Source organism: Blastopirellula sp. J2-11 (genome assembly GCF_024584705.1).
Lineage (GTDB): Bacteria > Planctomycetota > Planctomycetia > Pirellulales > Pirellulaceae > Blastopirellula.
Genome location: NZ_CP097384.1, coordinates 1,196,378 through 1,220,141, shown reverse-complemented (window position 1 = coordinate 1,220,141; position 23,764 = coordinate 1,196,378). Strand labels below are relative to the sequence as shown.

At 56.2% G+C, this 23,764-nt stretch carries 21 protein-coding genes; 10 read left to right on the top strand and 11 right to left on the bottom strand.

Going from position 1 to position 23,764, the window contains the following annotated elements; translation table 11 throughout:
- Positions 1-71: 71 nt before the first annotated feature.
- Complete coding sequence (ilvD, locus tag M4951_RS05115) at positions 72-1,754, bottom strand: dihydroxy-acid dehydratase (protein ID WP_262025403.1); 1,683 nt, start codon at positions 1,752-1,754, stop codon at positions 72-74.
- Positions 1,755-2,000: 246 nt separating this feature from the next.
- Here ilvD and M4951_RS05110 point away from each other — a divergent pair, with 246 nt between their 5' ends.
- Positions 2,001-3,458: a DUF1254 domain-containing protein gene (locus M4951_RS05110; protein ID WP_262025402.1), complete on the top strand. Its 1,458-nt coding sequence runs from the start codon at positions 2,001-2,003 to the stop codon at positions 3,456-3,458.
- Between the two features lie 71 nt (positions 3,459-3,529).
- Here M4951_RS05110 and M4951_RS05105 read toward each other — a convergent pair whose 3' ends face one another.
- A complete protein-coding gene (locus tag M4951_RS05105; protein WP_262025401.1) occupies positions 3,530-4,111 on the bottom strand; it encodes an RNA polymerase sigma factor in 582 nt (193 codons plus the stop codon).
- A 290-nt stretch (positions 4,112-4,401) separates the two neighbouring features.
- On the opposite strand from M4951_RS05105, the gene M4951_RS05100 reads away from it, so the two are divergent.
- The 3 genes from M4951_RS05100 to M4951_RS05090 all read left to right on the top strand — a co-directional run bounded on the left by M4951_RS05100 (position 4,402) and on the right by M4951_RS05090 (position 8,147).
- The gene (locus M4951_RS05100; protein ID WP_262025400.1) at positions 4,402-4,683 is read left to right on the top strand and encodes a ferredoxin family protein; all 282 of its coding nucleotides are present in this window, start codon (positions 4,402-4,404) and stop codon (positions 4,681-4,683) included.
- Between the two features lie 213 nt (positions 4,684-4,896).
- On the top strand, positions 4,897-5,208 hold the full coding sequence (locus M4951_RS05095) for a hypothetical protein (RefSeq protein ID WP_262025399.1): 312 nt from the start codon (positions 4,897-4,899) through the stop codon (positions 5,206-5,208).
- Between the two features lie 596 nt (positions 5,209-5,804).
- Complete coding sequence (locus tag M4951_RS05090; protein ID WP_262025398.1) at positions 5,805-8,147, top strand: alpha/beta hydrolase-fold protein; 2,343 nt, start codon at positions 5,805-5,807, stop codon at positions 8,145-8,147.
- A 77-nt stretch (positions 8,148-8,224) separates the two neighbouring features.
- Here M4951_RS05090 and M4951_RS05085 read toward each other — a convergent pair whose 3' ends face one another.
- Positions 8,225-9,661 (bottom strand): sulfatase, encoded by a 1,437-nt coding sequence (locus M4951_RS05085; RefSeq protein ID WP_262025397.1) that lies wholly within the window; start codon positions 9,659-9,661, stop codon positions 8,225-8,227.
- 252 nt (positions 9,662-9,913) lie between these two features.
- On the opposite strand from M4951_RS05085, the gene M4951_RS05080 reads away from it, so the two are divergent.
- The 4 genes from M4951_RS05080 (at position 9,914) to M4951_RS05065 (ending at position 13,427) form a co-directional block, all read left to right on the top strand.
- Positions 9,914-11,074: a hypothetical protein gene (locus M4951_RS05080; protein WP_262025396.1), complete on the top strand. Its 1,161-nt coding sequence runs from the start codon at positions 9,914-9,916 to the stop codon at positions 11,072-11,074.
- A 99-nt stretch (positions 11,075-11,173) separates the two neighbouring features.
- Entirely contained in the window at positions 11,174-12,430 is a 1,257-nt protein-coding gene (locus tag M4951_RS05075; protein WP_262025395.1) for an RNA polymerase sigma factor, read from the top strand.
- Positions 12,431-12,557: 127 nt separating this feature from the next.
- Complete coding sequence (locus M4951_RS05070; RefSeq protein ID WP_262025394.1) at positions 12,558-12,950, top strand: YciI family protein; 393 nt, start codon at positions 12,558-12,560, stop codon at positions 12,948-12,950.
- A gap of 24 nt (positions 12,951-12,974) precedes the next feature.
- Positions 12,975-13,427 carry an SRPBCC domain-containing protein gene (locus tag M4951_RS05065; RefSeq protein WP_262025393.1) on the top strand — a complete coding sequence of 151 codons (453 nt, stop codon included), beginning with the start codon at positions 12,975-12,977 and terminating at the stop codon, positions 13,425-13,427.
- 52 nt (positions 13,428-13,479) lie between these two features.
- Here M4951_RS05065 and M4951_RS05060 read toward each other — a convergent pair whose 3' ends face one another.
- Positions 13,480-13,890 (bottom strand): DUF5713 family protein, encoded by a 411-nt coding sequence (locus M4951_RS05060; protein ID WP_262025392.1) that lies wholly within the window; start codon positions 13,888-13,890, stop codon positions 13,480-13,482.
- 418 nt (positions 13,891-14,308) lie between these two features.
- On the opposite strand from M4951_RS05060, the gene M4951_RS05055 reads away from it, so the two are divergent.
- Both M4951_RS05055 and M4951_RS05050 read left to right on the top strand, forming a co-directional pair.
- Positions 14,309-15,346, top strand: a complete 1,038-nt coding sequence (locus M4951_RS05055; RefSeq protein WP_262025391.1) for a DUF1559 domain-containing protein — start codon at positions 14,309-14,311, stop codon at positions 15,344-15,346.
- A 109-nt stretch (positions 15,347-15,455) separates the two neighbouring features.
- Complete coding sequence (locus M4951_RS05050; protein ID WP_262025390.1) at positions 15,456-15,926, top strand: Ig-like domain-containing protein; 471 nt, start codon at positions 15,456-15,458, stop codon at positions 15,924-15,926.
- A 92-nt stretch (positions 15,927-16,018) separates the two neighbouring features.
- Here M4951_RS05050 and M4951_RS05045 read toward each other — a convergent pair whose 3' ends face one another.
- From M4951_RS05045 to fliN, 7 genes are all read right to left on the bottom strand, one after another.
- Positions 16,019-18,760: an MGH1-like glycoside hydrolase domain-containing protein gene (locus M4951_RS05045; protein ID WP_262025389.1), complete on the bottom strand. Its 2,742-nt coding sequence runs from the start codon at positions 18,758-18,760 to the stop codon at positions 16,019-16,021.
- Positions 18,761-19,059: 299 nt separating this feature from the next.
- On the bottom strand, positions 19,060-20,169 hold the full coding sequence (flhB, locus tag M4951_RS05040; RefSeq protein ID WP_262025388.1) for a flagellar biosynthesis protein FlhB: 1,110 nt from the start codon (positions 20,167-20,169) through the stop codon (positions 19,060-19,062).
- A 9-nt stretch (positions 20,170-20,178) separates the two neighbouring features.
- Entirely contained in the window at positions 20,179-20,973 is a 795-nt protein-coding gene (locus M4951_RS05035; RefSeq protein ID WP_262025387.1) for a flagellar biosynthetic protein FliR, read from the bottom strand.
- Positions 20,974-21,011: 38 nt separating this feature from the next.
- Positions 21,012-21,287, bottom strand: a complete 276-nt coding sequence (locus M4951_RS05030; protein ID WP_262025386.1) for a flagellar biosynthetic protein FliQ — start codon at positions 21,285-21,287, stop codon at positions 21,012-21,014.
- Between the two features lie 19 nt (positions 21,288-21,306).
- Positions 21,307-22,260 (bottom strand): flagellar type III secretion system pore protein FliP, encoded by a 954-nt coding sequence (locus tag M4951_RS05025; protein WP_262025385.1) that lies wholly within the window; start codon positions 22,258-22,260, stop codon positions 21,307-21,309.
- Positions 22,261-22,262: 2 nt separating this feature from the next.
- Positions 22,263-22,901, bottom strand: coding sequence for a FliO/MopB family protein (locus M4951_RS05020; RefSeq protein WP_262025384.1), 639 nt, complete (start codon positions 22,899-22,901; stop codon positions 22,263-22,265).
- A 205-nt stretch (positions 22,902-23,106) separates the two neighbouring features.
- Positions 23,107-23,745: a flagellar motor switch protein FliN gene (gene fliN, locus M4951_RS05015; protein WP_262025383.1), complete on the bottom strand. Its 639-nt coding sequence runs from the start codon at positions 23,743-23,745 to the stop codon at positions 23,107-23,109.
- Positions 23,746-23,764: the final 19 nt, after the last annotated feature.

The window sequence follows — 23,764 nt, the reverse complement described above, 5'->3', positions numbered from 1 at the left end:
TAGACATTAGGCATTTTATCCGTCCGCATTTCCCAGCGGGCTACGAAAAGGAATAGTTTCGTCCTCCAAACTTACTCGTCGGTCACGCAGCCTTCAGAAGCGCTTTTCACATTTTTGATGTACTTGTAAAGCGTGCCGCGGGTCGCTTTGTAGGCCGGAGCCTTCCAAGCGGCCAGACGTTTCGCCATCTCATCGGCCGGCACGTCGACGTCGATCGAGTTCGTATCGGCGTCGATCGTGACGATGTCGCCATTTTGAACGAGCGCGACCGGGCCTCCTTCTTGCGCCTCAGGCGTGATATGCCCGACGATGAAACCATGCGAGCCGCCAGAGAAGCGGCCGTCGGTCAGCAGCGCGACATCGCTGCCGAGCCCCGCCCCCATGATCGCCGAAGTCGGAGTCAGCATCTCCGGCATTCCGGGGCCTCCCTTGGGACCTTCATAACGAATAATGACGACGTCTCCCTTTTTGATCTTCTTGTCTTCCAGCGCGTGTAGCATGTCTTCTTCGCTATCAAAGACATTGGCCGGCCCTTGGAAGCGGAGACCTTCTTTGCCGGTGATCTTGGCGACGGCGCCTGCAGGAGCGAGCGTTCCCTTCAAGATCTGGATGTGACCCGATGACTTGATCGGGTCCGACAGCGGATGAACGATTTTCTGGCCTTCTTTCAAGCCGGGAAGATCGGCGATGTTTTCGGCCAGCGTCTTGCCGGTCACCGTCAGGCAGTCCCCCTTTAAAAAGCCCTCGGCCAGCAAGTACTTCAGAACCGCCGGCGTACCGCCGATCGAGTGAAGATCTTCCTGCACAAACTTGCCGCTTGGCTTCAGATCGGCCAAGAAAGGAATGCGATCGCTGACCGTTTGGAAGTCGTCGATCGACAGATCAACTTCCACAGAGCGGGCCATCGCGATCAGGTGCAACACGGCGTTGGTCGAACCGCCGAGCGCCATCACCGTGACCATCGCGTTTTCAAACGCATCGCGGGTCATAATGTCGCGCGGCTTGATATCTTTCTCCAGCAAGTAGCGCATCGCCTTGCCGGCGTCGATACATTCTTGCTGCTTCGCCGGATCTTCGGCCGGAATGCTGCTGCTGTAAGGAAGCGTCATCCCCATTGCTTCGATCGCAGTCGCCATCGTGTTGGCGGTATACATGCCGCCGCAAGCCCCCGCGCCCGGACAAGCTTTGTGTACGATTTCCTTCCGTTCTTCTTCAGTGATCCCATCCGAGAGAAACTGCCCATAGCATTGGAAAGCGGAGACGATGTCCAGCTTGTCTCCCTTGCTGTTGTGCCCCGGTTTGATCGTGCCGCCGTAGACCATGATCGACGGACGGTTCAAACGTCCCATCGCGATCAAACAGCCCGGCATGTTTTTGTCGCAGCCCGGCAGTGCGATCAGCCCGTCATACCACTGACCGCCCATGACGGTTTCGATCGAGTCGGCGATCAGGTCGCGGGATTGGAGCGAGAAGCTCATCCCTTCGGTCCCCATCGAGATGCCGTCGCTCACGCCGATCGTGTTGAAACGCATCCCAACCATGTCGGCGCCAACTACCCCCTTTTTCACCACTTCCGAGAGCTGATTCAGGTGCATGTTGCACGTGTTGCCCTCGTACCAAACGCTGGCGATACCAACTTGCGCCTTGTCCATGTCGGCCTCGGTCATGCCGGTTCCGTAAAGCATGGCCTGCGACGCGCCCTGGCTTTTTGGCTGGGTAACGCGGCTGCTGTACTTGTTGAGCGGGGCGGACATCAAACGCTCCTTCAGTTCACTTGCGAGAGGAATGGGGGGTAGAAAGAATTACGCATTTTAGCTGGCTTTTGTCCGGCTGACTAGAAAGCGGGGAAAGCCCCACTTCAGGCGCGAAAAATCCAACCGAATGTCTGGTTATAACGATTTCTCAACGATTGCCGCGAATTTCCACGACCTATAATTCCCTATTGCCGTATCGAGGGAATAATAAACGGATTTTCCCAATACCAGACTTGTAAGCCACTGATGCTGCGTAACGAATCACTGCTGATCTTCGCCCTTCTCGTCACCTCCGGCGGCGTTTGGGTTCGCGCTCAAAATGCGCCGCAGCCCAAAACCGCTGCGCCGGTCGCGACATCGGCTTGGAAAGAAGAGTATGCGCGCAGCGTCGGCATCACCGCTTACACCTATGCGTTTCCGTATTACTACAACGCCCAGCTCCGCTGGAAGTGGGTCGCCGAACCGAGCGAAAAGGGGAAGAGCGCCTACGCGGCGGTCAATCATTTTTTTCACGCCAAACGTCTGACCACCGCCAAGTACCGGGACGGCGGCAGTCCCAACAACGACACGCTCTATTCGATCGCCTGGGTCGACGTTTCCCGCGAGCCGGTGATTTTGTCGATCCCCGACATGGCCGATCGCTACTACTCGTTTGAATTTGCGGCGTTTAATTCCGACAATTTCGCCTCGGTTGGACAACGGACGAACGGCAGTGGGCCTGGCAATTTTGCCATTGTCGGACCAGACTTCGCCGACGCGTTGCCAAGCGGCGTGATCGCATTGGCCAAATCGCCCACTCCCTGGGTTTTGGTGATGGGGCGAACGCTCGTTTACAGTCCGCAAGACGTGATGTACGTCCGAGAACTCCAAGCCCAGTACAAGCTGACGCCGCTGTCGTACTGGGGGAAAAACAACGTTTCATTGCCCGAAACCCGCGACGTCTGGCAACCGCTCGATCCGGCCAATGATCCGCTGGCCGTCTGGAAGACGATCAATCGAGCGCTCTCCGAAAATCCCCCGCCCAAGACGCAGCAAGGGCTGATCGATCTATTTGCGACGCTTAAGATTGGTCCGGGACAAAACGTCGCCAAACTCGATCCCGCCTATCAAGCTGGACTCGCTCGCGCCGCGGTCGATGGGCAGAAAATCTTAGAGAAGGCATTGCTCGACGACCCCGACGCGGTGGTCATCAATGGCTGGAAATATCCGCCTCCTGCGCTCGGACGAGCAGGCGACAAAGGTGAATATCTGGTTCGCGCAGCGCAGCAATCGCTTGGGGGCATCGTCGCCAGCGATCCGGCCGAATCGGTCTTTTTGGTCGCTCACGTCGACGCCGAGGGAAAGAAACTGACCGGCGCGAAAAAATACGAGCTTTCTTTTCCCCCCGGAAAACTCCCGCCGGCCAAGGCCTTCTGGTCGATCACGATGTACAGTGGCGATGCGAACTTGGTCGAGAATCCCCTGGAACGCTATTCAATCACCAGTCGCATGATTAGCGCAAAGTCTGATAAGAACGAAGGGGTGAAGATCTTAATCCAGCACGAGGCGCTCTCGGGCGCCGCGGCGAAAAATTGGCTGCCAGCTCCCCAAGGGAGTTTCTATCTGATTTTGCGCACCTACAATCCTGACGCCGAAATTGTCGAGCAAATCTGGACGCCGCCGGCGATCATGGTGCGACTCCCTCCAGAAAAGCCAAAACAATAGTTAGGTCCGGTCGCGCGGGCAGGACAATTGGGCTAGCACTCTGCCGACGCGGCTCTTCCAGAAAACCGGTTCTATTGGAAAACGGAATCGGCCGAATTGTTGCGGCGGATCTTCAAGCGTGCTCGCGAGAGAGTCGGGCCAATCGAATTGACCGGGATCCCCAATTGTCGACTAATTTCTTCGTAAGAGAGCCCTTCGAGATGAAATCGGCGAACCACTTCAGCTTCGAGTCCGGAGAGCGACTCTAACCAGGCTTCGATCTGGTCGCGATCTTCGATCCGTTTCTCTACCGTCCAGGTCACCGGCGTTTTTGTCTCGCCGTTGAGAGCGAATTGCAGCGATCGTTCACGAATTCGGCGATGCAACTGCCGAATGGTCACACGTCGAGCGATCACCGTCAGATAGGTTGCAAGCGAGCATTTACGGCGAAAATTTCGCAGAGCGCGAAAATCTTTGCGTACGAGTCGAGCGAACACGTCGGCCGCCAAATCTTCCCGATCTTCGACCGTAATTTCGACTCCCTTGGCCCGCGCCGTGTGATCCACGACGTGCACGACTAGCCCAATGAACCGATCGACGAGCGCTTCCCAAGCGCACGGCTCCCCGTCCAGACAGCTCTCGAGCAATTTGCGATCCGTATCAGTTAGGGCCACATCGGCCTCGCAAGGGAGTGAAAATTCAGCCGGATGGAAGAAACTCCACCCTGGCGGGATTCTATTTGGAGCCCCCTCCTGAGGCAAGATTGCGCTGAGCATTTGATCCCGGCAGTCTATCTTGACAGCCTATTATAGCAGGGATAACTTACGGTAAAGCTGTTCTGGATTAAGACTTTCGGCGAAATTGCCGCTCGCGGAATAATCTGCAAAGATTTTATTTTTGCTCCGACTTGCGAGCGGGGCCGCCGTCATTTAGCGACGCATTCGCGAGGAGAATAGGAAAAGCGATGACTCACGTAGTTTGCCAACCCTGCTTTGGGTGCAAGTACACCGATTGTGTGGTCGTTTGCCCGGTGGAATGTTTCTATGAAGGGGACAAGATCCTCTACATTCACCCGGAAGAGTGCATCGACTGCGAAGCGTGCGTACCGGAGTGCCCGGTCGAAGCGATCTTCCACGAAGACAACGTGCCTGAAGAATGGCAGGGCTTTGTCGAACTGAACGCCGAGATGGCGCCGCAGTGCGAAGTAATCACCGAGAAAAAAGAACCGCTCGTCGACGACAACTAAAGTCGCGTTGCGATCGTCGCTTGCATTGCAGCTATCCAATCAATCACCAAGCCGTGACGCTATCGCGTCGTGGCTTTTTTTTGCGCGATATGCCGCATTCTTTTTCGCTCAATTCGTATTGCTCCTCGCGTTCGAGCGACGTTAGGATGGAGTCTGCTGCTGACATGAAGTCGCTGAATCGCTCTCCTCCTCGCCTCACGAAGGGAACGCTGTATGAGTCAATATGCTTGCCATTGCTGTCAGCAAGTTTTTGACAAAGCGACCGATCCCTGTTTTATCGTTCGCTTGACTGCCTTCCTTGAGATCGAACCGCAACTTGACGAGTACGATCTTCACGACACCGACCACGATCATCTGTCCGCGATCTCCGACGCGCTCGAAAAGATTCAAAGCCTGGATGATCCGACGTTGCACGAAGAACACCTGGAACGCAACTTCCAAATGTGCCGCGATTGCTATCAGCGGTTCATGGCCGATCCGATCTCGCGCGACGTCAGCGCTTCCATCTCGTTTAGCGCCAACTAGTTTTGCACGGTTGTTCCGCCTACTTCAATTCGTCGCTCCTCCTTCTTCATAGCCGAAGCGTGAGTTTTGAGGTTGCGCTCTTTCCCTGGTTGGCCGCGATAGCTCCGCTATCCGCAGCGGCGCAGCCGTAAGAGGCATTGGTTCCTGGTAAGCAGTTCGGGGGCTTTTCGCCATTTCCAAACGGTATAGCGACCACCGAAGTAAGTCCGACCGCGGCTCGACGCCTCCTACCGAGACTTCGTCGGCCCCGATAGCGGAGCTATCCGGGCCAACCGGAATCCGTTCGGCCAAAGAGCGCAACTTCAAAAAGCGCGAGGGAGGGAATAGAGTTGGCGATCCTAACACGGATTGAAGTGGCGAGCCGTATTCCCTCGCTGGCGCTGGCGGGCTAGTGTTCGATTGATTCGAAATAGCGCAACCTCAAAACTCGCGCTTCGGATACGAAGAAATGCGTTCTATTTCGGCCGATTCTAGCGATTTTGTTGACCCACCGGTCAACTCGTTGACAATGAAGTGAGAGGACCGCCCTTCTTTTGCGGTCTAGAGAGATACAATTCCCCGTCTTCTCTTCGCCTCTTCCAATGTCGACTGATTGCATGACTATCCGCCTACCGCTTGCCGCTCTCCTGTTTTCCGCACTGCTCCTCTCGTCGGCGACGGCCGATATTTTGCAGTTGAAGAACGGGATGACCATCGAAGGCAAGCTCGGCAAGATCGCTTCGATCGGCGAAGGAGTCTTTGACAACAGCGCCGCAGGCGCCGTCGCGTTGCAGTTGATCGTCATCGCCGACGATGACCTCCGCCGGGTCTATGTCCCCAGCTATCTGGTTAAAAACGTCCAACCGTCGCCGCCGGCGCTCGAAGAGCATATCTATATCGAGCAGCGGGTTCCGCCAAAGGGGGAGCGCGTCGCGATCATCGGCGCCAGCATTCGGATCACCCCTTTTGACCAATGGGGACGTCGCATCTATTCGATGGATACCGCCCGCGGCAAGATTGACGTGATTCAAGGGATTACCGAAATCACGCCCCGCTGGACCAAGGTCGAAGGGTTGCAAGCCTCGCATTCTTACGTTTGGGACATGCGGATGCGCACCAGCAGCATTCCGCGCGAAACTCTCAGCAAGATCTTGCGGCAGCAGTTGGACTCGTCGGACGCCGATCAACGGCTGAAAATCGTCCGTCTCTACCTGCAAGGAGAGCGTTATCAAGACGCCGCTCTGGAGCTGGCGGAAGTAATTCGCGACTTCCCGGAACTTTCCGATTTGAAAAAGCAAATCAGCGGTTTACGACAACTTGCTTCGCAAAACTTGATTCGCGAGATTGAACTGCGACAATCGTCGGGACAACACACGCTCTCCTACCAGATGCTATCCAGGTTTCCGGATGAAGGAGTCGCAGGCGAAACGCTATTGAAAGTGCGGCAAATGCTCTCGGAGTACGACTCTGTCTCGCAGCGCCGTGTTCGCGCCGTCGAACTGCTCGAAAAATACGCGGCTGAGTTCGCCGATCCGGCGAAAAAACCGCAAGTGGATATCGCGGTCAACGAGATCAAAACCGACTGTTCGATCAACACGATCAATCGTCTGACCGACTTCATGCGATTGGCCGACGACGCCGCGCTCTCCGCCGAAGAAAAACTTTCGCTCGCAATCAGCGGCTGGATCCTGGGCGCCAACAACGGCACGCAAAATCTGGCCGTCGCGCTGAGCGCTTATGAAGTTCGCGGACTCGCCCAGCAGTATCTCTCGAACCGAGTCGAAGTCGACAAAGCCGGCATCTTGAAACAACTAGAGTCGATGGAAGCCGGTACCCCGGATTATCTGGCCAAGATCATCCTGAATATGAAGCCCCCGCGGAGCGAAGACGAAGCGCTCAGCGAGTCCGAGATACCTGGCTACACGCTGATGACCGCTCCCGGCATCACGGGGCACGACGACTTTCAATACTACGTACAGCTTCCGCCTGACTACGATCCCTATCGACGCTATCCGACCATCGTCACGTTAAACGGCGGCACGACGCCCGAACAGCAGATCGACTGGTGGGCCGGCGCATACAACAAAGAGCTCGGCATGCGGCTCGGCCAGGCGACTCGTCACGGCTATATCGTGATCGCCCCCGTCTGGCGCGAAGAGCATCAGTTCAACTATCAGTACTCGGCTCAAGAGCATGCCGCCGTTCTGAAGTCATTACGCAGCGCCATGCGCCGCTTCTCAATCGATACCGACCGCGTCTTCCTCACGGGACATTCGATGGGGGGAGACGCTGCGTGGGATATCGGCTTGGCTCATCCTGATCTGTGGGCTGGCGTGCTGCCGCTTGTCGCTACCGCCGATAAATACGTCTCTCGCTATTGGGAAAACGCGCGCTACGTGCCGATGTACTTTGTCCATGGTCAGTTTGACGGCAACAAGCTGGAGAAGAACGCTCGCGACTGGGATCGCTACCTGCAAAAAAACAATATGGACGTCACCGTGGTCGAGTATCTCGGTCGCGGTCATGAGCACTTCCAAGAAGAGATCCAGGAAATGTTCACCTGGATGGGGATCCACCAGCGAAACTTCACGCCAAAAGAGTTCGAACTCTCGACGATGCGACCCTGGGACAACTTTTTCTATTGGGTCGAAGTTCGTGACCTTCCGCAGCGCGGGCAAGTCTTGCCTGCCGAATGGCCGCAGCCCCGCGCGACGACCACCGATATCGAAGCGAAAATCTTGGCCACCAACGGCGTCTCGGTCCAATCCAAGTCGGGGGGCGCCACCGTTTATTTTACGCCTGAGATGGTCGATTTCAGCAAACGCGCGACGATCAACATCGATCGCCGCAGCTTCGATCGCGAACTAAAACCAACCGCCGAAGTTATGCTCGAAGACGTTCGCACAAGAGCCGACCGCCAACATCCGTTCTGGGCGAAAGTGGATACGTCGGACAAATAAAGCGGAAAGCGGTGTCAAAGTGACTCGCACGACCGCCCCCCTCTTCTCCGCTTTCCCGTTTCCGCTTTCCGCTTTTCTTATTGCTTCTTAGGCAAAAATCCCTCGCGCACCACTCCATCAAATCCAATCAACGGCTGCGGATTCTTCTCCATTCCCAACTTGCGGCAACCGGGGCCAATCTTCTTCACGCCCAAGTCGCTATCCATCTCGGCGGCCACTTTGCGAAGTCGCTCAACCACATCGGCGTTGTCGGCGGCGACATTTTTTGATTCGCTGATATCTTCCTGCAAGTTGTAGAGAGCCCCCTCGTTCAAACGCAGCTTCCACGGACCGCTGCGGACCGCTTCCAGATCGTAACCGCGATAGAAATAGAAGACGTCATGCGGCGACTTCGCCTCTTTGACGCCTGCCAGGATCGGTCCAATGTCGGCGCCGTCAATCTTGCGATCAGTCGGCGTCGTTCCGCCGGCCAACTTGACCAACGTCGGCAGCACGTCGATCATGCCGACCACTTCATCACTGCTGGAACCGGCCGGGACTTTGCCAGGCCAGCGCACGATCGTCGGGACTCGCATCCCTCCTTCATAGGTTGTCGCTTTGCCGGCTCGCAGCGGCTTGTTGATCGCGCCAAACCGGGTCTGCCCGCCGTTGTCCGAAGTAAAGATCACCAACGTCCGCTGGTCCAAGCCCAGATCCTTCAGCGCTTGCAGCACCTGGCCGACGCTCCAATCGACTTCTTCGACCCAGTCGTTGTACAGTCCGTGCGAATTCTTGCCGCGAAACGCATCGCCGGGATACATCGGAAAATGAACCGCTGAGTGGGGCAAGTACAAGAAGAACGGTTTCTCTTGATGATCGCGGATAAACTGGATCGCTTCTTCGGTGTAGTGGGTCACCAGTTCAGTTTGATCCTTCGCCAACACGCGCTGCAGCACGGTCTCGTTTCGCAACAGCGGCAACGGCGGCTGACCTTTTCCTTTTCGCTGCGGAATCGGCGCTCCATAGTTGCTCTTCACGCCGTCAGCGGCGGGGCCCATATCATTCGAGTAAGGCAAGCCATAGTAATAGTCAAACCCTTGCCGCGTCGGCAAGAAGTCAGGCTGATCCCCCAAGTGCCATTTGCCGATGATCGCGGTCGCGTACCCCTGCTCTTTCATCAGCTCGGCAATCGTCACTTCGTCGGGACTCATCCCTTCGGCGTTACCGGGAAACAGCACATGCGGAATCGTCAGCGCCCGTTTCGGATAACACCCGGTCATCAGCGCTGCCCGCGACGGCGAACAAACAGGCGCCGCATAAAAACAAGTCAGCTTCATCCCTTCGTCCGCCATCGCGTTCAGATTCGGAGTTCGATTGATCTCGGATCCAAACGGCTCAATATCGGCGTAACCCAGGTCATCGATATTGATAATGACAAAATTCGGCTTGGTGGACGCCTCTTGGGCGCAACTGGAAGAAACGAACCAGCCGACGACGAGCAACAGCGCCAGTAAACGTGAAAGCGGAACAAGCATGAGGTAAGTCCAAAGCGGGGGCGATTTGGTAGGTAAGAGCTTTTGATTGTCGCTGATCGCCCAAGTCGGGTCAAATTAACGGCGGATTGCTCTCCCAGCCGACCAAGCTCCCTCGCAACGAGAAGCTTCAAAATCTGGTTTAATCGGTCGCAAAAGTTGCGTATGGTGGGGAACAGCGATCGCAGTTTGCGCTGCCGCTTTTTCCTGTTCCGACCACAATCATAGAGCACGCATCACCGGGAGTCGCTTGAGATGGCGTTGTTGAACTTTGACCAACCTCGTTTTGATTTCGCTGTCGGTGAAGACGCGAGCGTGATCACGATCGCGGACGCCGAGCGGCAAGCGGATTTCGCCACATTACAGGATCGAGTCGCGGCGGCGAAACAAGGGAACGCGCTGCTCATTCCGTTGCCAGAAGATGGCGGCATCGTCGGGCGACTCGTGCTCGGCGAACTGACCGAGGAAGAATCGGCAGGCTCGATCGCCAGCGCGATGCGAACCGTTGAATTTGAAACAGGAAAGCTTGTCGTCGATGCGGGGGGATTCTTTGGCAAACCGATTCCGCCAGAGACGACAGCAGGTCCCGACTTCCTCCTCGTCGAGATTCCGCCCGGCTTGTATCAGATTACCACGCATGTATTTATCACTTCCGACATTGCGACCGATTTACTGCGCCGACGAAAGCTCTCGTATGTCGATTGGTACCGCCAATCGGACGCGACTCGAATGCTGCCCGAGTGGCTCGTCGATCTGGCGGAAAATCGTGACAACGAGTTTGAAGAGGAGCAAATCGAACAACTCAAGGAGGACGACATCGACACCGAAGCGGAAGATGCGTTTCTCGACGTACTGATCCAGATCCAGCCGGTTGCTGAGCCAGGTGAACAGACGGAGATCGCCGGCTCGGGCGGGCCAAAATGGGAAAAGCGACAACCAGAGGCCTTCCCAGAACCAGTTTCGACCACCGTCGCGGTCGGCCTGCGGGGAGCTTATTCGCACGCAAAGTTGGTCGCCCAAGCCTTTCAACGAAAAGATTTTGCGGCAGCGAGTCAGGTTTTCGTAGAACCCATCCGAACCGAAGTCGCTGAGTTTCTGGCCCAACAGCACGCACTTATTTCTCAAAAAATGGCGATCCCGAGTCGGATCCGTCGAGGAGACTCACGACGCAAACAGGCCGCTTGGGACACGCTCTACGATGATCCCCAGTCGGTGACTCACCCGCTGACGCTTCGCCGCCAACCGTACCGAGGCGTTCAAGTCGCATCGCTCAGCGACACAAGCCATCGTGGGCAGTGGGTCTATATCTCGTTCGAGTTGGCGTTTGTCACCACCAAATCTGGACTTCAAGCCGCTGGCTTGTCGATCAGTTGGAATGCGTCTGTCGTACCCAAACCACGGAAACGACGGCGGTGACGCAACGATATTGACGCCGGGGAAGCTGGCTGTTGTTGTTTGTAAAGCGACGTCCACCACCGTTCGTTCTTGGCTCGCGTCACGTTTATAATAACGAGCATGAATGACGCCCCCAGCAACGCAACCATCTGCGATCGCATCGATCAGCTTTACCGCTCTGACTCTCGTCGCGTGTTCGCCTCCTTGGTGCGCATTCTGAAAGACTTTGAGCTGGCCGATGATGCGATGCATGAGGCGTTCGCCGCGGCGGTCGAAGATTGGGTTCGAGATGGCATGCCGGCCAATCCGACGGCTTGGCTCGTTTCGGCCGGGCGATTTAAGGCGATAGATTTGCTCCGGCGGCAAGGACGATTGCAGGAGTTGCAGCCAGAGATCGCGGCGCGGATGGAAGAAGTCGCTTTGGAGAACGCGGCTCGTGCCTCTGGCGAGATCGAGGACGATCGCTTGCGTTTGATCTTTACCTGCTGTCATCCCGATATCGATCCGCGACTCCGAGTTCCTTTGACGCTGCGCGAAGTTTGCGGATTGACTACCGAAGAGATCGCACGGGCTTTTTTGACTTCCAAGGGGACGATGGCCCAACGAATTGTCCGCGGGAAAGCCAAAATCCGGGACGCTGGGATTCCGTTTGTCGTTCCGTCGTTGAGTGAGTTGCCGGGACGACTCGACGCGGTGCTGTCGGCGATTTATTTGGTCTTCAACGAAGGATATTCCGCGTCTCAAGGAGATTCGCCGATCCGCGTCGATCTGACCGCCGAGGCGATTCGACTCGGCCGCCTATTGCTGGAGTTGTTGCCCGATCCGGAAGTACAAGGATTGTTGGCGCTGATGCTGCTGCACGAATCACGACGCGCAGCGCGAGTTTCTTCAGAGGGTGAAATCATTCTGATGGAAGACCAGGATCGCTCTGTTTGGGACCAGGGAATGATCGCCGAGGGGACGACGCTCGTCGAGAACGCGCTGCGCACGCGGCGTTTTGGGGCCTACACGCTGCAAGCGGCCATTTCGGCGATTCATGCTGAGGCCGCAACCGCCGACCAGACCGACTGGAACCAGATTGTGGTTCTCTATTCGATGCTGCTGAAAATCGATCCCTCGCCGGTAATCGAATTAAACCGAGCCGTCGCGGTGGCGATGCGCGACGGCCCCCAAGCAGGCCTAGAGCTGATCGACGACATCCTCCTCCGGGGAGAACTGGGCGACTATCATCTGGCTCATGCCGCGCGGGGCGAGTTGCTGCGGCGCTTAGGCAAAACAGCCGACGCTGCTGCGGCTTTCGAGCGAGCCCTGAAGACCACTCAACAGGAGGCGGAGCGTCGCCTACTGACGGCACGTATCGGAGAATTGGGGAACTGACCAAGGAAGCGGAAAAAAATTTGCCCTGCGTGTCGATTCTGTCCGAAGCCATTCGACTATTGGATAAGAGTTCGGCAAAGGTGCAAGCCGCCCACAACGTAAACGTCCTATCCAGGAGGATCGCCCCGTGAAATATGTCTGTTTAGGTTACATCGACGAATCAAAATTTGCCGATTTCCCGCCAGAACATTGGCAGAAGATGATGGAGGAGTGCTTTGCCTACGATGACGAATTGCGCCGCGGCGGTCACTTTCTCGGCGGAGAAGCGCTCGATACCGCTCGCAACGCAGTCACCCTGCGGATGAAAGAAGGGAAGGTCGACGTGACCGATGGCCCCTTTGCAGAAACCAAGGAAACGCTAGGCGGCATTCTGCTGTTAGAGGCCCGCGATATGAACCACGCGATCGCGCTGATGTCTAAGCACCCCGGCACAAAAGTCGGCCCTTGGGAGATTCGGCCGGCGGATGAAACGGTCAATGCGCTGATCGCTGAACGGGACGCTGCGGTTAAGAATGACTAAGTTTTTAAGGTGAAGCTTCTAACTATGAACCAACACGACGTAGACAGCATCCCAGCCGACCGAAAAATCGAAGCGACTCGGCTGGTCCCTTTCGCACCTACGGAAGTCTTTCAAGCATTTCGCGCCCCATCATCACTTGAGCGGTGGTGGGGACCAGACGGTTTCACCAACACGTTTCATGAATTTGACTTCCGACCCGGTGGGGATTGGAAGTTTCTAATGCATGGTCCCGACGGGACAGACTATCCGAACGAAAGCCGTTTCGTCGAAATCATCGAGCCGACGCGGATCGTGTTTGACCACTTGGCGGCGCCAAAATTTCAAACGATTCTGGCGCTGGCGCCAGTGGAGGAAGGTTGTCGGATCGATTGGTGCATGGTCTTTGAAGACGCCAAGACGCGAGCGGATGTCTGCAGTTATTCCGGGGACGGACTAGAGCAGAATCTCAATCGACTGGTCGCAACATTGAGCGAATAAGAGGCATGACGAATTGGCGTCGAAAGTTCGGGCGCCAATTCGTCGGCCAATCCTACCAATCGCGCGGCGCGATCAATTCTTCTGGATCGGCGTCAAAGCCGTACGCTTCCGCGATCGTGGCGAAGTCGGCGCCGATCGCGTCTCTGGCGGCGGTTTCGATTTCGCTATCTTCCTCTTCGAATTCGCCGGCCAGTTCGTTGAACTCTTCGGTCGCGGCATGCGTTAACTCGTAGAGATCATCCAACGACTGGGGCTTCTTTCGCTCAATCGTTTCGCACAGGTCTTCTAAGATCGCCTTCCCTTTGTCGACCAGATGTTCAGGAAAGTACGCGTCGAGATACATGTCCGCTAGAAATGGATAGTCGATTAACGCCTTGTTGATGATCGCCATGGGACTGTTGAAGTGAATGATCAGGAGTGGGCCATCACTCGGCGGCGTCGAGCTTTGGCCGCGACAATTCAAGTTGGTTCGCCGCTGTTATTTTCTGGATATTATCGAACAATCCCACGCGATGCGAGGCGTGTCTTGTGATTAGCGAAATCTCAATTGGGCGCTCCGTTTTTTCGCCATTCAAATGAAGAATTTGTGAAGATTGCGTTTGTAATCAGCTGACCAACGGACTCGAGTCTCTACGCACGCATCGGTAACGACTCATCCCCCAGTTGCCAAGGAAGATTCGGGGGAATTAGACAACGAATATCGGATCTCTTTCGCGCGTTAGGGGCCTAGAAAAACATTTCCAAAATCGCCTCAAAACCCATTAGACGAGATGATTCGGGAACCCGAATGTTGTGAGACTTTTCATCGGCCTCTAGAGTGAGTGCGATCGGCGCCTCAACGATTTCCTCCCTTGCATGCAATCCCACCTCAGGAGTTCTCTATGAAAAAGCGACACGCTTTTACGCTCGTTGAATTGTTGGTAGTGATCGCCATCATCGGCGTCTTGATCGCGTTGCTGCTGCCGGCGGTGCAACAAGCGCGGGAAGCGGCACGCCGGATGTCATGCTCGAACCAACTGAAACAGTTGGGGTTGGCGATGCACAACTATCACGATACGTATCGAGCTTTGCCGGCCCGCGTCGGCGGAACGGACTATCAACTAAAACGCTTGAGCGGATGGATCGGTATTTTGCCGTTCATCGAAGAGAAAGCGCTCTACGATCGCATCGCCAGCGGCGACGGCGTCGAGCCTTCGTTCGGCCCGCGACCCTGGAGAGATTTCGCACCCTTTGAAACTCAGGTTCAGAAGCTAATTTGCCCTTCGGAAACGGAAGAAGCGATCAACCCGGACAAATATGACGGCAAGGGAAGCGCCAATTACGCCTTCTCGATTGGCGACTGCTGCCGTTATTCGCTGGACCATCAGGCCTACGAGTCGCGCGGCGTCTTCTCGTTCTACAACTATTGCAATTTCAAGAAGATCACGGATGGTCTCAGCAATACGGTGATGCTAGGCGAAAAGGGACTGGGAACCGACGAAAAGAACCTGATCGGCGGCATTGTTGTCACCGGCTCTCCCTGGGTCGTCAACGATCAAGACGGCATCAATCCTGGTATCTGCCAAGCGATGCGTCCGTTGGGAAAAAGGTATCCCACCAGCACCGAGACCGCCAACTTCAACGGGCGTCGTTGGTCGGATGGCGCCGTGAACCTGCAAGGGTTTTGTACTATCTTAGCGCCGAACTCCCCGAGTTGCAGCCGCAAAACGAACGACTGGTCAGAGTCGATCACTACCGCATCCAGCTATCATCCCGGCGGCGCCAACGCCGTCTTCTGCGATGGTTCGGTATCGTTCATTCCAGAAACGATCGACACCGGCGACCTCTCGAAAATGGCGCCGCAATCGGGCCCTTCGCCGTATGGCGTGTGGGGCGCGATGGGATCCAAGTCAGGTCAAGAATCGGCAGCGGGTTTGTAAACCAGGCTTCGCCCAGTCAACCTTGCGTTCTGTCAGACATGCGTCGTCCGGCAGACGCTTGCTAGTGAACCGTATCCACTCCATCTTGGCATTCACAAGAGCAGATATCATGGCAAGCACACTACGAATTTTCGGGCTGTGCCTGACGACCTTCCTGGTGGTTGGTTGCTCGAACCAAGTCCTTCTCGACGGCGCCGCGAAAACAACGGTGACGGTCACTCTGGATGATGCTCCGGTCGAAGACGCCGCCGTCGTCTTTACTCCGGTCGAAGGAGGCCGTTCCGCATCCGGCCGAACCGACGTCAGCGGCGTCGCCCAGATGGGAACGGCGCGCGTCGGCGATGGCGTCTTCCCCGGCGAGTACCAGATCGTCATCGTTAAATCGATCGACGATCCGAGTACGCCGCCCCCGGCCGAAGAAGATCAGCACGAATATACGGGCCGCGGACGCCCTGTCTATGCGAAGCAACTTTACCTGGTGCCCAAAAAGTACATCAGCACGTCCACCTCAGGTCTGAGTACGATCGTTGAAGCGGATGTCGAAAACGAAGTGACGCTGCAGTTGAATAGCGGCAAATAAATGGTCAATGGTGCGTCTGGCGGGTTGCGCAAACGATTGATGTTGATCGAGAATCGTCAACTCAACAGCGTTTGCTTCCCCCGCCTGCACCACTAAGCTGGATTCGAAGTCGAAGCAGGCTCTTCCTGCTCCGCATCCGTATCAGACGCCGCACTTTGCCGCGCCGCCAAGGTTCCCAAAATGGGCGAGATCAACGCGGTCCAGCCGGTTTGATGACTCGCGCCCAGACCTTTGCCGGTTTCGGCGTCAAAATATTCGTAAAACAGCACCAAGTCGCGCCAGTGGGGATCGTTCAGCAGCATGTCGCTGCGAGCATAGCTGGGGCGATCTCCTTCGGCATTGGCCAGGAACAGCTTCGACAATCGCCGGCGAATCTCATCGGCGACTTCTTGCAGATCCATATAAACGCCGGAGCGCGCTGGACATTCGACGCGCAGCGACTTGCCGTAGAACTTGTAGTAACGCTCGAGCGCTTCGATGAGCAGATAGTTCAGCGGAAACCAGATCGGGCCACGCCAGTTGGAATTGCCGCCAAACAAGCCGCTGTCCGATTCGGCAGGCAAATACTGAACGCACAGACGCTCGCCGTTCAGTTCATATTCAAACGGATGCTCTTCGTGATACTTCGAGAGCGAGCGGATGCCGTAGTTGGAAAGGAACTCATCCTCGTCCAACAAGTAACGCAACATGCGCAGCAAGCGTTCTTTGGTTGGAATCGCCAAAAGTCGTCGCCCGTCGCCGTCCTCTTGAGTATCGCACTCCATGTAGGTCATGAACTTGGCAAGGTCAGGCCGAAAGTTCAGGAACCAATCCATGCGTTTGCGGAAAGCAGGCAACTTTTCCATCGTCCGGTCATACACCACATCCACCGTCAGCAGCGGAATCAATCCGACGATCGAACGGATGCGGAGCGGAATGCTGCGACCATCAATGTGCAAATGATCGTAATAGAAGCCGTCGGTCTCGTCCCACAGTCCGGTCCCGTCCAGCGAGTTCATCGCTTCAGCGATCGAAACGTAGTGCTCGAAAAATTTCGACGCCATATCTTCGTAGGCGGGATTGCCGTCGGCCAGTTCAAACGCGATCGACAACATGCTCGAACAGAAATAGGCCATCCACGCAGTGCCGTCCGCTTGCTCCAAGTGCCCGCCGGTCGGCAACGGCTTGGAACGATCGAAAATACCGACGTTGTCGAGCCCCAAAAATCCGCCGCTAAAGACATGCTTGCCCCGGATATCTTTGCGATTGACCCACCAGGTGAAATTGAGCAACAGCTTTTGGAAGACCCGCTCCAAGAAGACGCGGTCGCGATCGCCGTTGGCGGCAGTCATTTGATACACGCGCCAACATGCCCACGCGTGAACCGGCGGGTTCACGTCGCTAAAGTTCCATTCGTACGCCGGCAACTGCCCATTGGGATGCATGTACCATTCGCGGAGGAACAGGATTGCCTGATCTTTGGCGAACGTCGGATCAATCTTGGCGAACGGAATCAAATGGAACGCCGAATCCCACGCGGCGTACCACGGATATTCCCACTTGTCAGGCATCGAGATAATGTTGCGATTGTAGAGATGCCCCCAATCACTGTTCCGTTTGCTTGGTTTGCCTGGCGACGTATCGGCATGCTCCGCAGGCGTTTTCCCCTTGTTCTCTAGCCAGCGCGGAATCACGTAGTGATAAAACTGCTTGGTCCACAGCAATCCGGCGTTGGCTTGGCGCAAGACCATCTCTTCGTCGTGCGACAGACCCGGAGCGACGAGCGATTTAGCGTAGCGATCAGCCTCTTCCACGCGTTCTTCAAACGCATCGTCGAACCCAGCGCCAAACGGCGCGACCGGCAGTTCCTCTTGGGAGGACATCCGCATGCGGAATTGAACCGACTCGCCGCCAGGAATCACGCACTTAAAATGGGCCGCCGCTTTGGTGCCTGTGGGATCGGGATTGACAACCCCTTCGATTCCATCGACCACCGCCAGATGAAACGCATCTTTGCAGGATGGTCGGCGGCTTTGGGGATCTTCAAATCGCCAAGAGTTGGTTTCGTTTTCGGTAAAGAGCCACTCAGGGAGTTCGCCGTCAGGCCCGGTATCGACGTAAATCTGAAAGTCCCCCAGCGACTCATGCTGGGCGAGCAGTTCATCGGCGGCGACCTTGGTCAAAACAGGCTTCTGTTCCGGCTTCTCCAGCGTCGGTCCCCATGCCCAAGTATTGCGGTACCACCAGGTCGGCAGGAAATGGAGCGGCGCCGCATCGGGGCCGCGATTACTGATGGTGACCTTGATCAGAATATCTTCCGGCGAAGCTTTGGCGTACTCGACCTGCACGTCGAAATAGCGGCCTTCGTCAAAGATTTTGGTATCGGTCAGCTCAAACTCGGGCTGCTGGCGATTCCGATTTGCATTTTCGTTGCGCAAATGTGCGTACGGATATTCAGCCTGAGGATACTTGTAGAGCCCCTTCAGGTAAGAGTGGGTCGGCGTCGAGTCGAGATAGTAGTACGCCTCTTTGACATCCTCTCCATGGTTCCCTTCGGGGCCGGTCAGGCCAAACAGTCGCTCTTTGAGGAAGGGATCTTTCTCATTCCAGAGGGCCAAGCCAAAGCATAGGCGACATTGGCGATCGCAGATCCCCATGAGCCCATCTTCCCCCCACCGATAGGTCCGCCACAACGCTTCTTCGTGGGTGAAATTCAGCCAGGGATCTTGCTCCGCGGCGCTCTCACGGACGGTTCCCCATTGTCGCTCCGAGAGATAGGGTCCCCAGCGTTTCCAATTCGCTCCCTTTTGATGACGAGACTCAGCGGCAAGCCGCTCCCATTCCGCTTCCGGCATAAATCCTCTGTCCTGCTCCGTAAGTCAGTCTTGGCTGCCTACAAAAGTTGCGAAACATGCGCATAAACCATGCGTGTCAACGTGTCTATTTCGACATGCGACCGCGTCGGCGATTCGGAATAGCCTACCATGCGAATCTTATTCCGATTTGGTGGAAATGGGAGCGATTTTTGGCTGACTCGACTGACGTGCAGGATGTAACCTCCTCCCAACATTGGCGTGGCCGTAAGGAAGCCTAAGCCGCCATTGCGGGGCATACGTTGTGAGCACGTTTTATCGGGGAGCGATTCCTGGTCCCGTTACGCCGCCTTCTTCGTATCGTGTTCTTTCAAATCGTCCATCGTCGGCAGGTGTTTGCCTTGTAGATCGTAGACGTAGCGGAGCACTTCGGCGACCGCCGCGTACTGTTCGGCGGGGATCGCCTGGTCGATTTCGGCGTCGCGATAGAGTGCCCGGGCAAGTTCTTTTCGTTCGACGATCGGAATGTTGCTTTCCAGCGCGAGCCGGCGAATTCGCTGAGCGACCAATCCGGCGCCTTTGGCGACGACGATGGGGGCCGCCATCTTGTAGGGATCGTACTTCAGCGCGATTGCCAACTCGGTCGGGTTGGTCACTACAAAGTCGGCTTTGGGAACGTCGGTCGACATCCGGTTCATCGCCAACTGCCGCGCTACCTGGCGACGTCGCGCGATCAGCGCCGGGTCGCCTTGCAGCGACTTCATTTCTTCGCGAACTTCCTGCTTGGTCATCTTCAGATCTTGCTCATGCTTCCACCACTGAAAGGCATAGTCCATCAGCGCCAAAATCAACAGCGCAGCGGCGATCTTCATCGATGTCCAAAACGCCGTGGAGAGCAGAAAGCTGGCAATCTCTCCAGCCGAGAGTTCGGAGAGTCCCAGGATGGTCGGCATGTCGTAATACAAGCTGACCGCAGCGACCGTCGAAACGATCAGCACTTTGATGATGCCGAAACCGAATTTCACAAAGTTGGCCAACGCAAACAACCGCCCAAAGCCTGACATTGGGTTGATCCGCTTGATATCGAATGACAACTTGTCTGGCAGAAACAAAAAACCGGTCTGCATCAAGTTGAGCGCAATCGCCGCGACAAACATCAGCAGCAAGATCGGCGTCATCACGGCCGCCAATCGCCAGACCGCAGTTGCGTTCTCGTTCATCGCCCAGCCGAAACTAATCTCCAGCGGCGGCGGGACGCTCAACTTATCGCGAGTAAAGTCGCCAAAGAAGTGAAAGAGCGACTGGGAGAAATACATGATCACGCCCAGCGCGATCACCAGCATGCCGGCCGAAATCAGATCTTGGCTTTTGGTGATCTGACCTTGCTTGCGCGCCTCGTCGCGGCGGTGCTGGGTCGGATCTTCTGATTTGTCATCATCCTGCTCGGCCATGTTTCACTTTTATTTCGGAAACGCTACCGTACGATTGATAACCAGGTCGCGGATCGAATTGACCGTCGGCTCCAATTGATCCTGAAACAACCAGCCCATCGAGCCGACCGACAGAAAGACAAAAATCATCAGCAACATCGTGTTCAAACTGAACCCGACGGCGATCAGATTCAACTGCGGCAGCGTGCGGCTGATCAAGCCCATCACCAAGACGCCGATCAACAGCGCCACGGTGCCTGGCGCCGCCGCTTGAACTCCCAACATAAAACTGATCGACAGCGTCGACACCAAAACGTGCACGACTTCCGGCGAAGCGAGCCCCACTCCAGGCGGCACGTCTGCAAACGTAGAGAGCAACGCGCCGATCATGAAGCGGTGTCCACCCAGACAAAAGAACATCGCGACCACGACCATGTCAAACAGCACCGCCAACATCGGCACGCTTTCGTCAAACGCCGGATTGAACGCGTCGGCGACCGACAATCCGCCGATCTGACCGAGCATTTGCCCGGTGATTTGGACGCCGGCGAATAAGATGCGAACGCCAAGACCAAACGAGATGCCGATAAACAACTCGCCTCCCAAGATGACCAGATAACTCATCCAGTGATCCGGCTGGGGAAATTTCTCTCCCCAGAAGAGCCCGGTGATCATCATCGAGATCGTGACCGCCAGAAAGGCTTTGACCTTGGCCGGAGCATAGTTTGAGCCGAACATCGGCGCAGTCGCTAACATGCCGCTTACCCGCGTCAACACCGTGACGAAGATAAACAGCTGATGGAGCGTCGGTTCTAAAAGGGGCAAGCTATCCACGTTAACCCGGACCCACTCGGTTCACGCAACTAACCTCCCATCAAACGATCGGGAATATGCGTCACTAAGGTTTCGGTATAGACCATCAATCGCTCCAGCACCCACGGCAGTGCGAACAACATCGCGGTCGCCATGGCCAACAATTTGGGGACGAAAGCGACCGTCTGATCTTGAATTTGCGTCAGCGCCTGTAGCAAACCGATTGCCAGACCGACAAGCATGCCGGTCACCAAAGCAGGCGCCGCGATCCAAAGCGCGACCATCATCGCTTCGCGGGTCAGGTCAACTGTCGTTGTTACATCCATGACGGATTTCCGTTTTTCGTTAAATCGTGGTGGCGAAACTTTGCAACAACATGCCGACGACCAACGTCCAACCGTCGACCAGCACGAACAACAACAGCTTGAACGGCAGCGAAATCATCACCGGCGGCAACATCATCATCCCCATCGAAATCGTGATACTGGCGACGACAATATCGAGAATCAAAAACGGCAGATAGATTTGAAAACCGATCAGAAACGCGGTCTTCAGTTCACTGAGGATAAACGCCGGAATCAGCGCCTGCAGCGGCACATCGTCGTACGACTGCGGTTCGCCGATTTCATCTTTCGTCCCTTGAGGTAGGAACTCGAAGAACATCCAGACGTCGTCGCTGTTGCCGGCGATATCAATCTGCTTGCTCATGAAATATCGAATCGGTTTCGTCCCTTTTTCCCATGCTTCGTCAGGTCCCATCTCGCCGGTGGCCGGATCTTCCACCGCGAACAGCTTGTACTGCTGACCGGTATCGGGGTTTACCTCTTCGCGGGTGTAAGGTCCTACGCTCTCTTCGTACACCTCTTGCCAGGTCGGGTACATCAGCAGGATCGTCATGAACAACGCGATTGCGGTGACAACCTGACTCGGGGGCAGCTGCTGCGTTCCCAGCGCTTGGCGCAACAGACCAAGCACAATGATGATGCGAATGAAGCCGGTCGTCATCAACAAGATCGCTGGCGCCAGACTGAGCACCGTCAGCAGCACCATAATCTGAATGGTGCTGACCAATCCGCCGGGGCTCGTCCATTGGTCGGGGCCCCCTTTAACGAAGTCGGCCAGATCGGAGGCTTCTTCTGAGACCGGCGCATCGAGCGACGACTCGGCCGAGATATCGAGCGTTGGTTCGCCGAGCGTCGAGACTTGCGTCGCCGACATTTGCGCCCAGACAGGAGACGCCGATATCGCCAGCCACAGCAGCGCGAAGCAGATCCAATTCAACTTGCATGATCCGGTCATGACTACGCCTCCAAAAATCCACGGGCCGGTTCGCCGCCCATTTTTTGCAGTACGTCCTGGAAAGACGCAGACATGTTGCCTCCTCCCTTTTGCCGCAGATGAACCAACAGCGATTCGACTTCCAGCGGATCCGAGATTTCGGTCAACGTTTCGGCGCCATGCGGCGTTACCGACAACAACAACAAGCGATTGCCAACACGCACTAACTGCAATTGTTGGCGACCTTGCAATTGCGTGCGGCCGAGCACCTGGACTACTTCTTGCGGCAGACGAGAGTTGGCGGTCGGCATTTTCTTTTTGCCCGCCCACGCGAAGATTAAAAACAATCCGACGACCAGCATCAGACTCGCGACAATCGTCGCCGTGCGTTGTTTCGATTCGGTGGAAGGCAACATCGAACTGGCAGGCGAACTCGCTTTCTCGGTCCGCTTCGGCAGTGGGATCGCTTCGCCAGGAGGCGCTAACGCGACTGCCGCCGGCGAAGCCTGTCGGCTGGGCGGTTGCGACATCGGCGCATCTTCAACAACGCGCGCTGAAAATGGTTGATTGGCCGTAACGGCGGCGTGACCGTTGACCATCTGGCCGGACGATCCATCCGCTGCGACGGTCGCCAGCGCTAGAAACAAGGTAATCGCGTGCATCCTTGCACTCGCTTTTTGAAAAAAGGCTCAAGCCGTTCGCATGCTTTCGCCGATCCAAGAAGTAGGGAAGTCCGCTCCCAGCTCAATCGGCCCGCAGATCATAGAAGCGGGGGGCCCGCATTACAAGGCGAATCGCCAGCTCGTTTTCACCTGCTAGCGTTCGCATCTCGGTCGCAGCATCTTTCGCTCGACTCGACCGCTGCGTTTATTCGATTCCATCCCCGACAATCAATTCGGCGATGCGAACGCAGAAGTTGTCGTTGAGGACCAGCACTTCGCCGCGAGCGATCATCCGCCCATTCACGTAGATATCGACAGGATCCCCGGCCAGCTTGTCGAGCGAAACGACCGAGCCCTTGTTCATCTTGAGGACGTCTTCCAGATACATGTTGGTCCGCCCCAGCTCAATCTTGACGTCCAGCTCAACGTCGCGAACCAGATCGATCGTGGTTTTGCTAGTGCTAGCCGGAGCGCCGCCGAAATCGCGGAGTTGAAACAACTGGGCGTCAGTCGCCATCTCGGCAGGCGAATCAAGCGAAGCGAGCGCCGCTTGGGCTTGATTCAGCAGAAATTCGATATCATTCGGGTCCATGCCATCATCGCTCGTACCGCGCGGCATTGCCGGAGCGGCCGTCGCTGCGGCATGTGCAGGCTTGGCGGCCGAACTAGAAGCGGCGGATCCGCCTCCTCCGGCGCCTGCCAGCAGCGCTTCGATTTCGTTCTGACCCAGCGACTCGATATCAGCCGCTGCAGGTTTCGCTTCGCTGGACGCTTCGAGCTTTCCGGTTGACGCTTGGCGCAACAGCTCTTCGATTTCGTCCTGCCCAATTTGATCGTCGCTCATCGGAATCCGTTCCGAAATG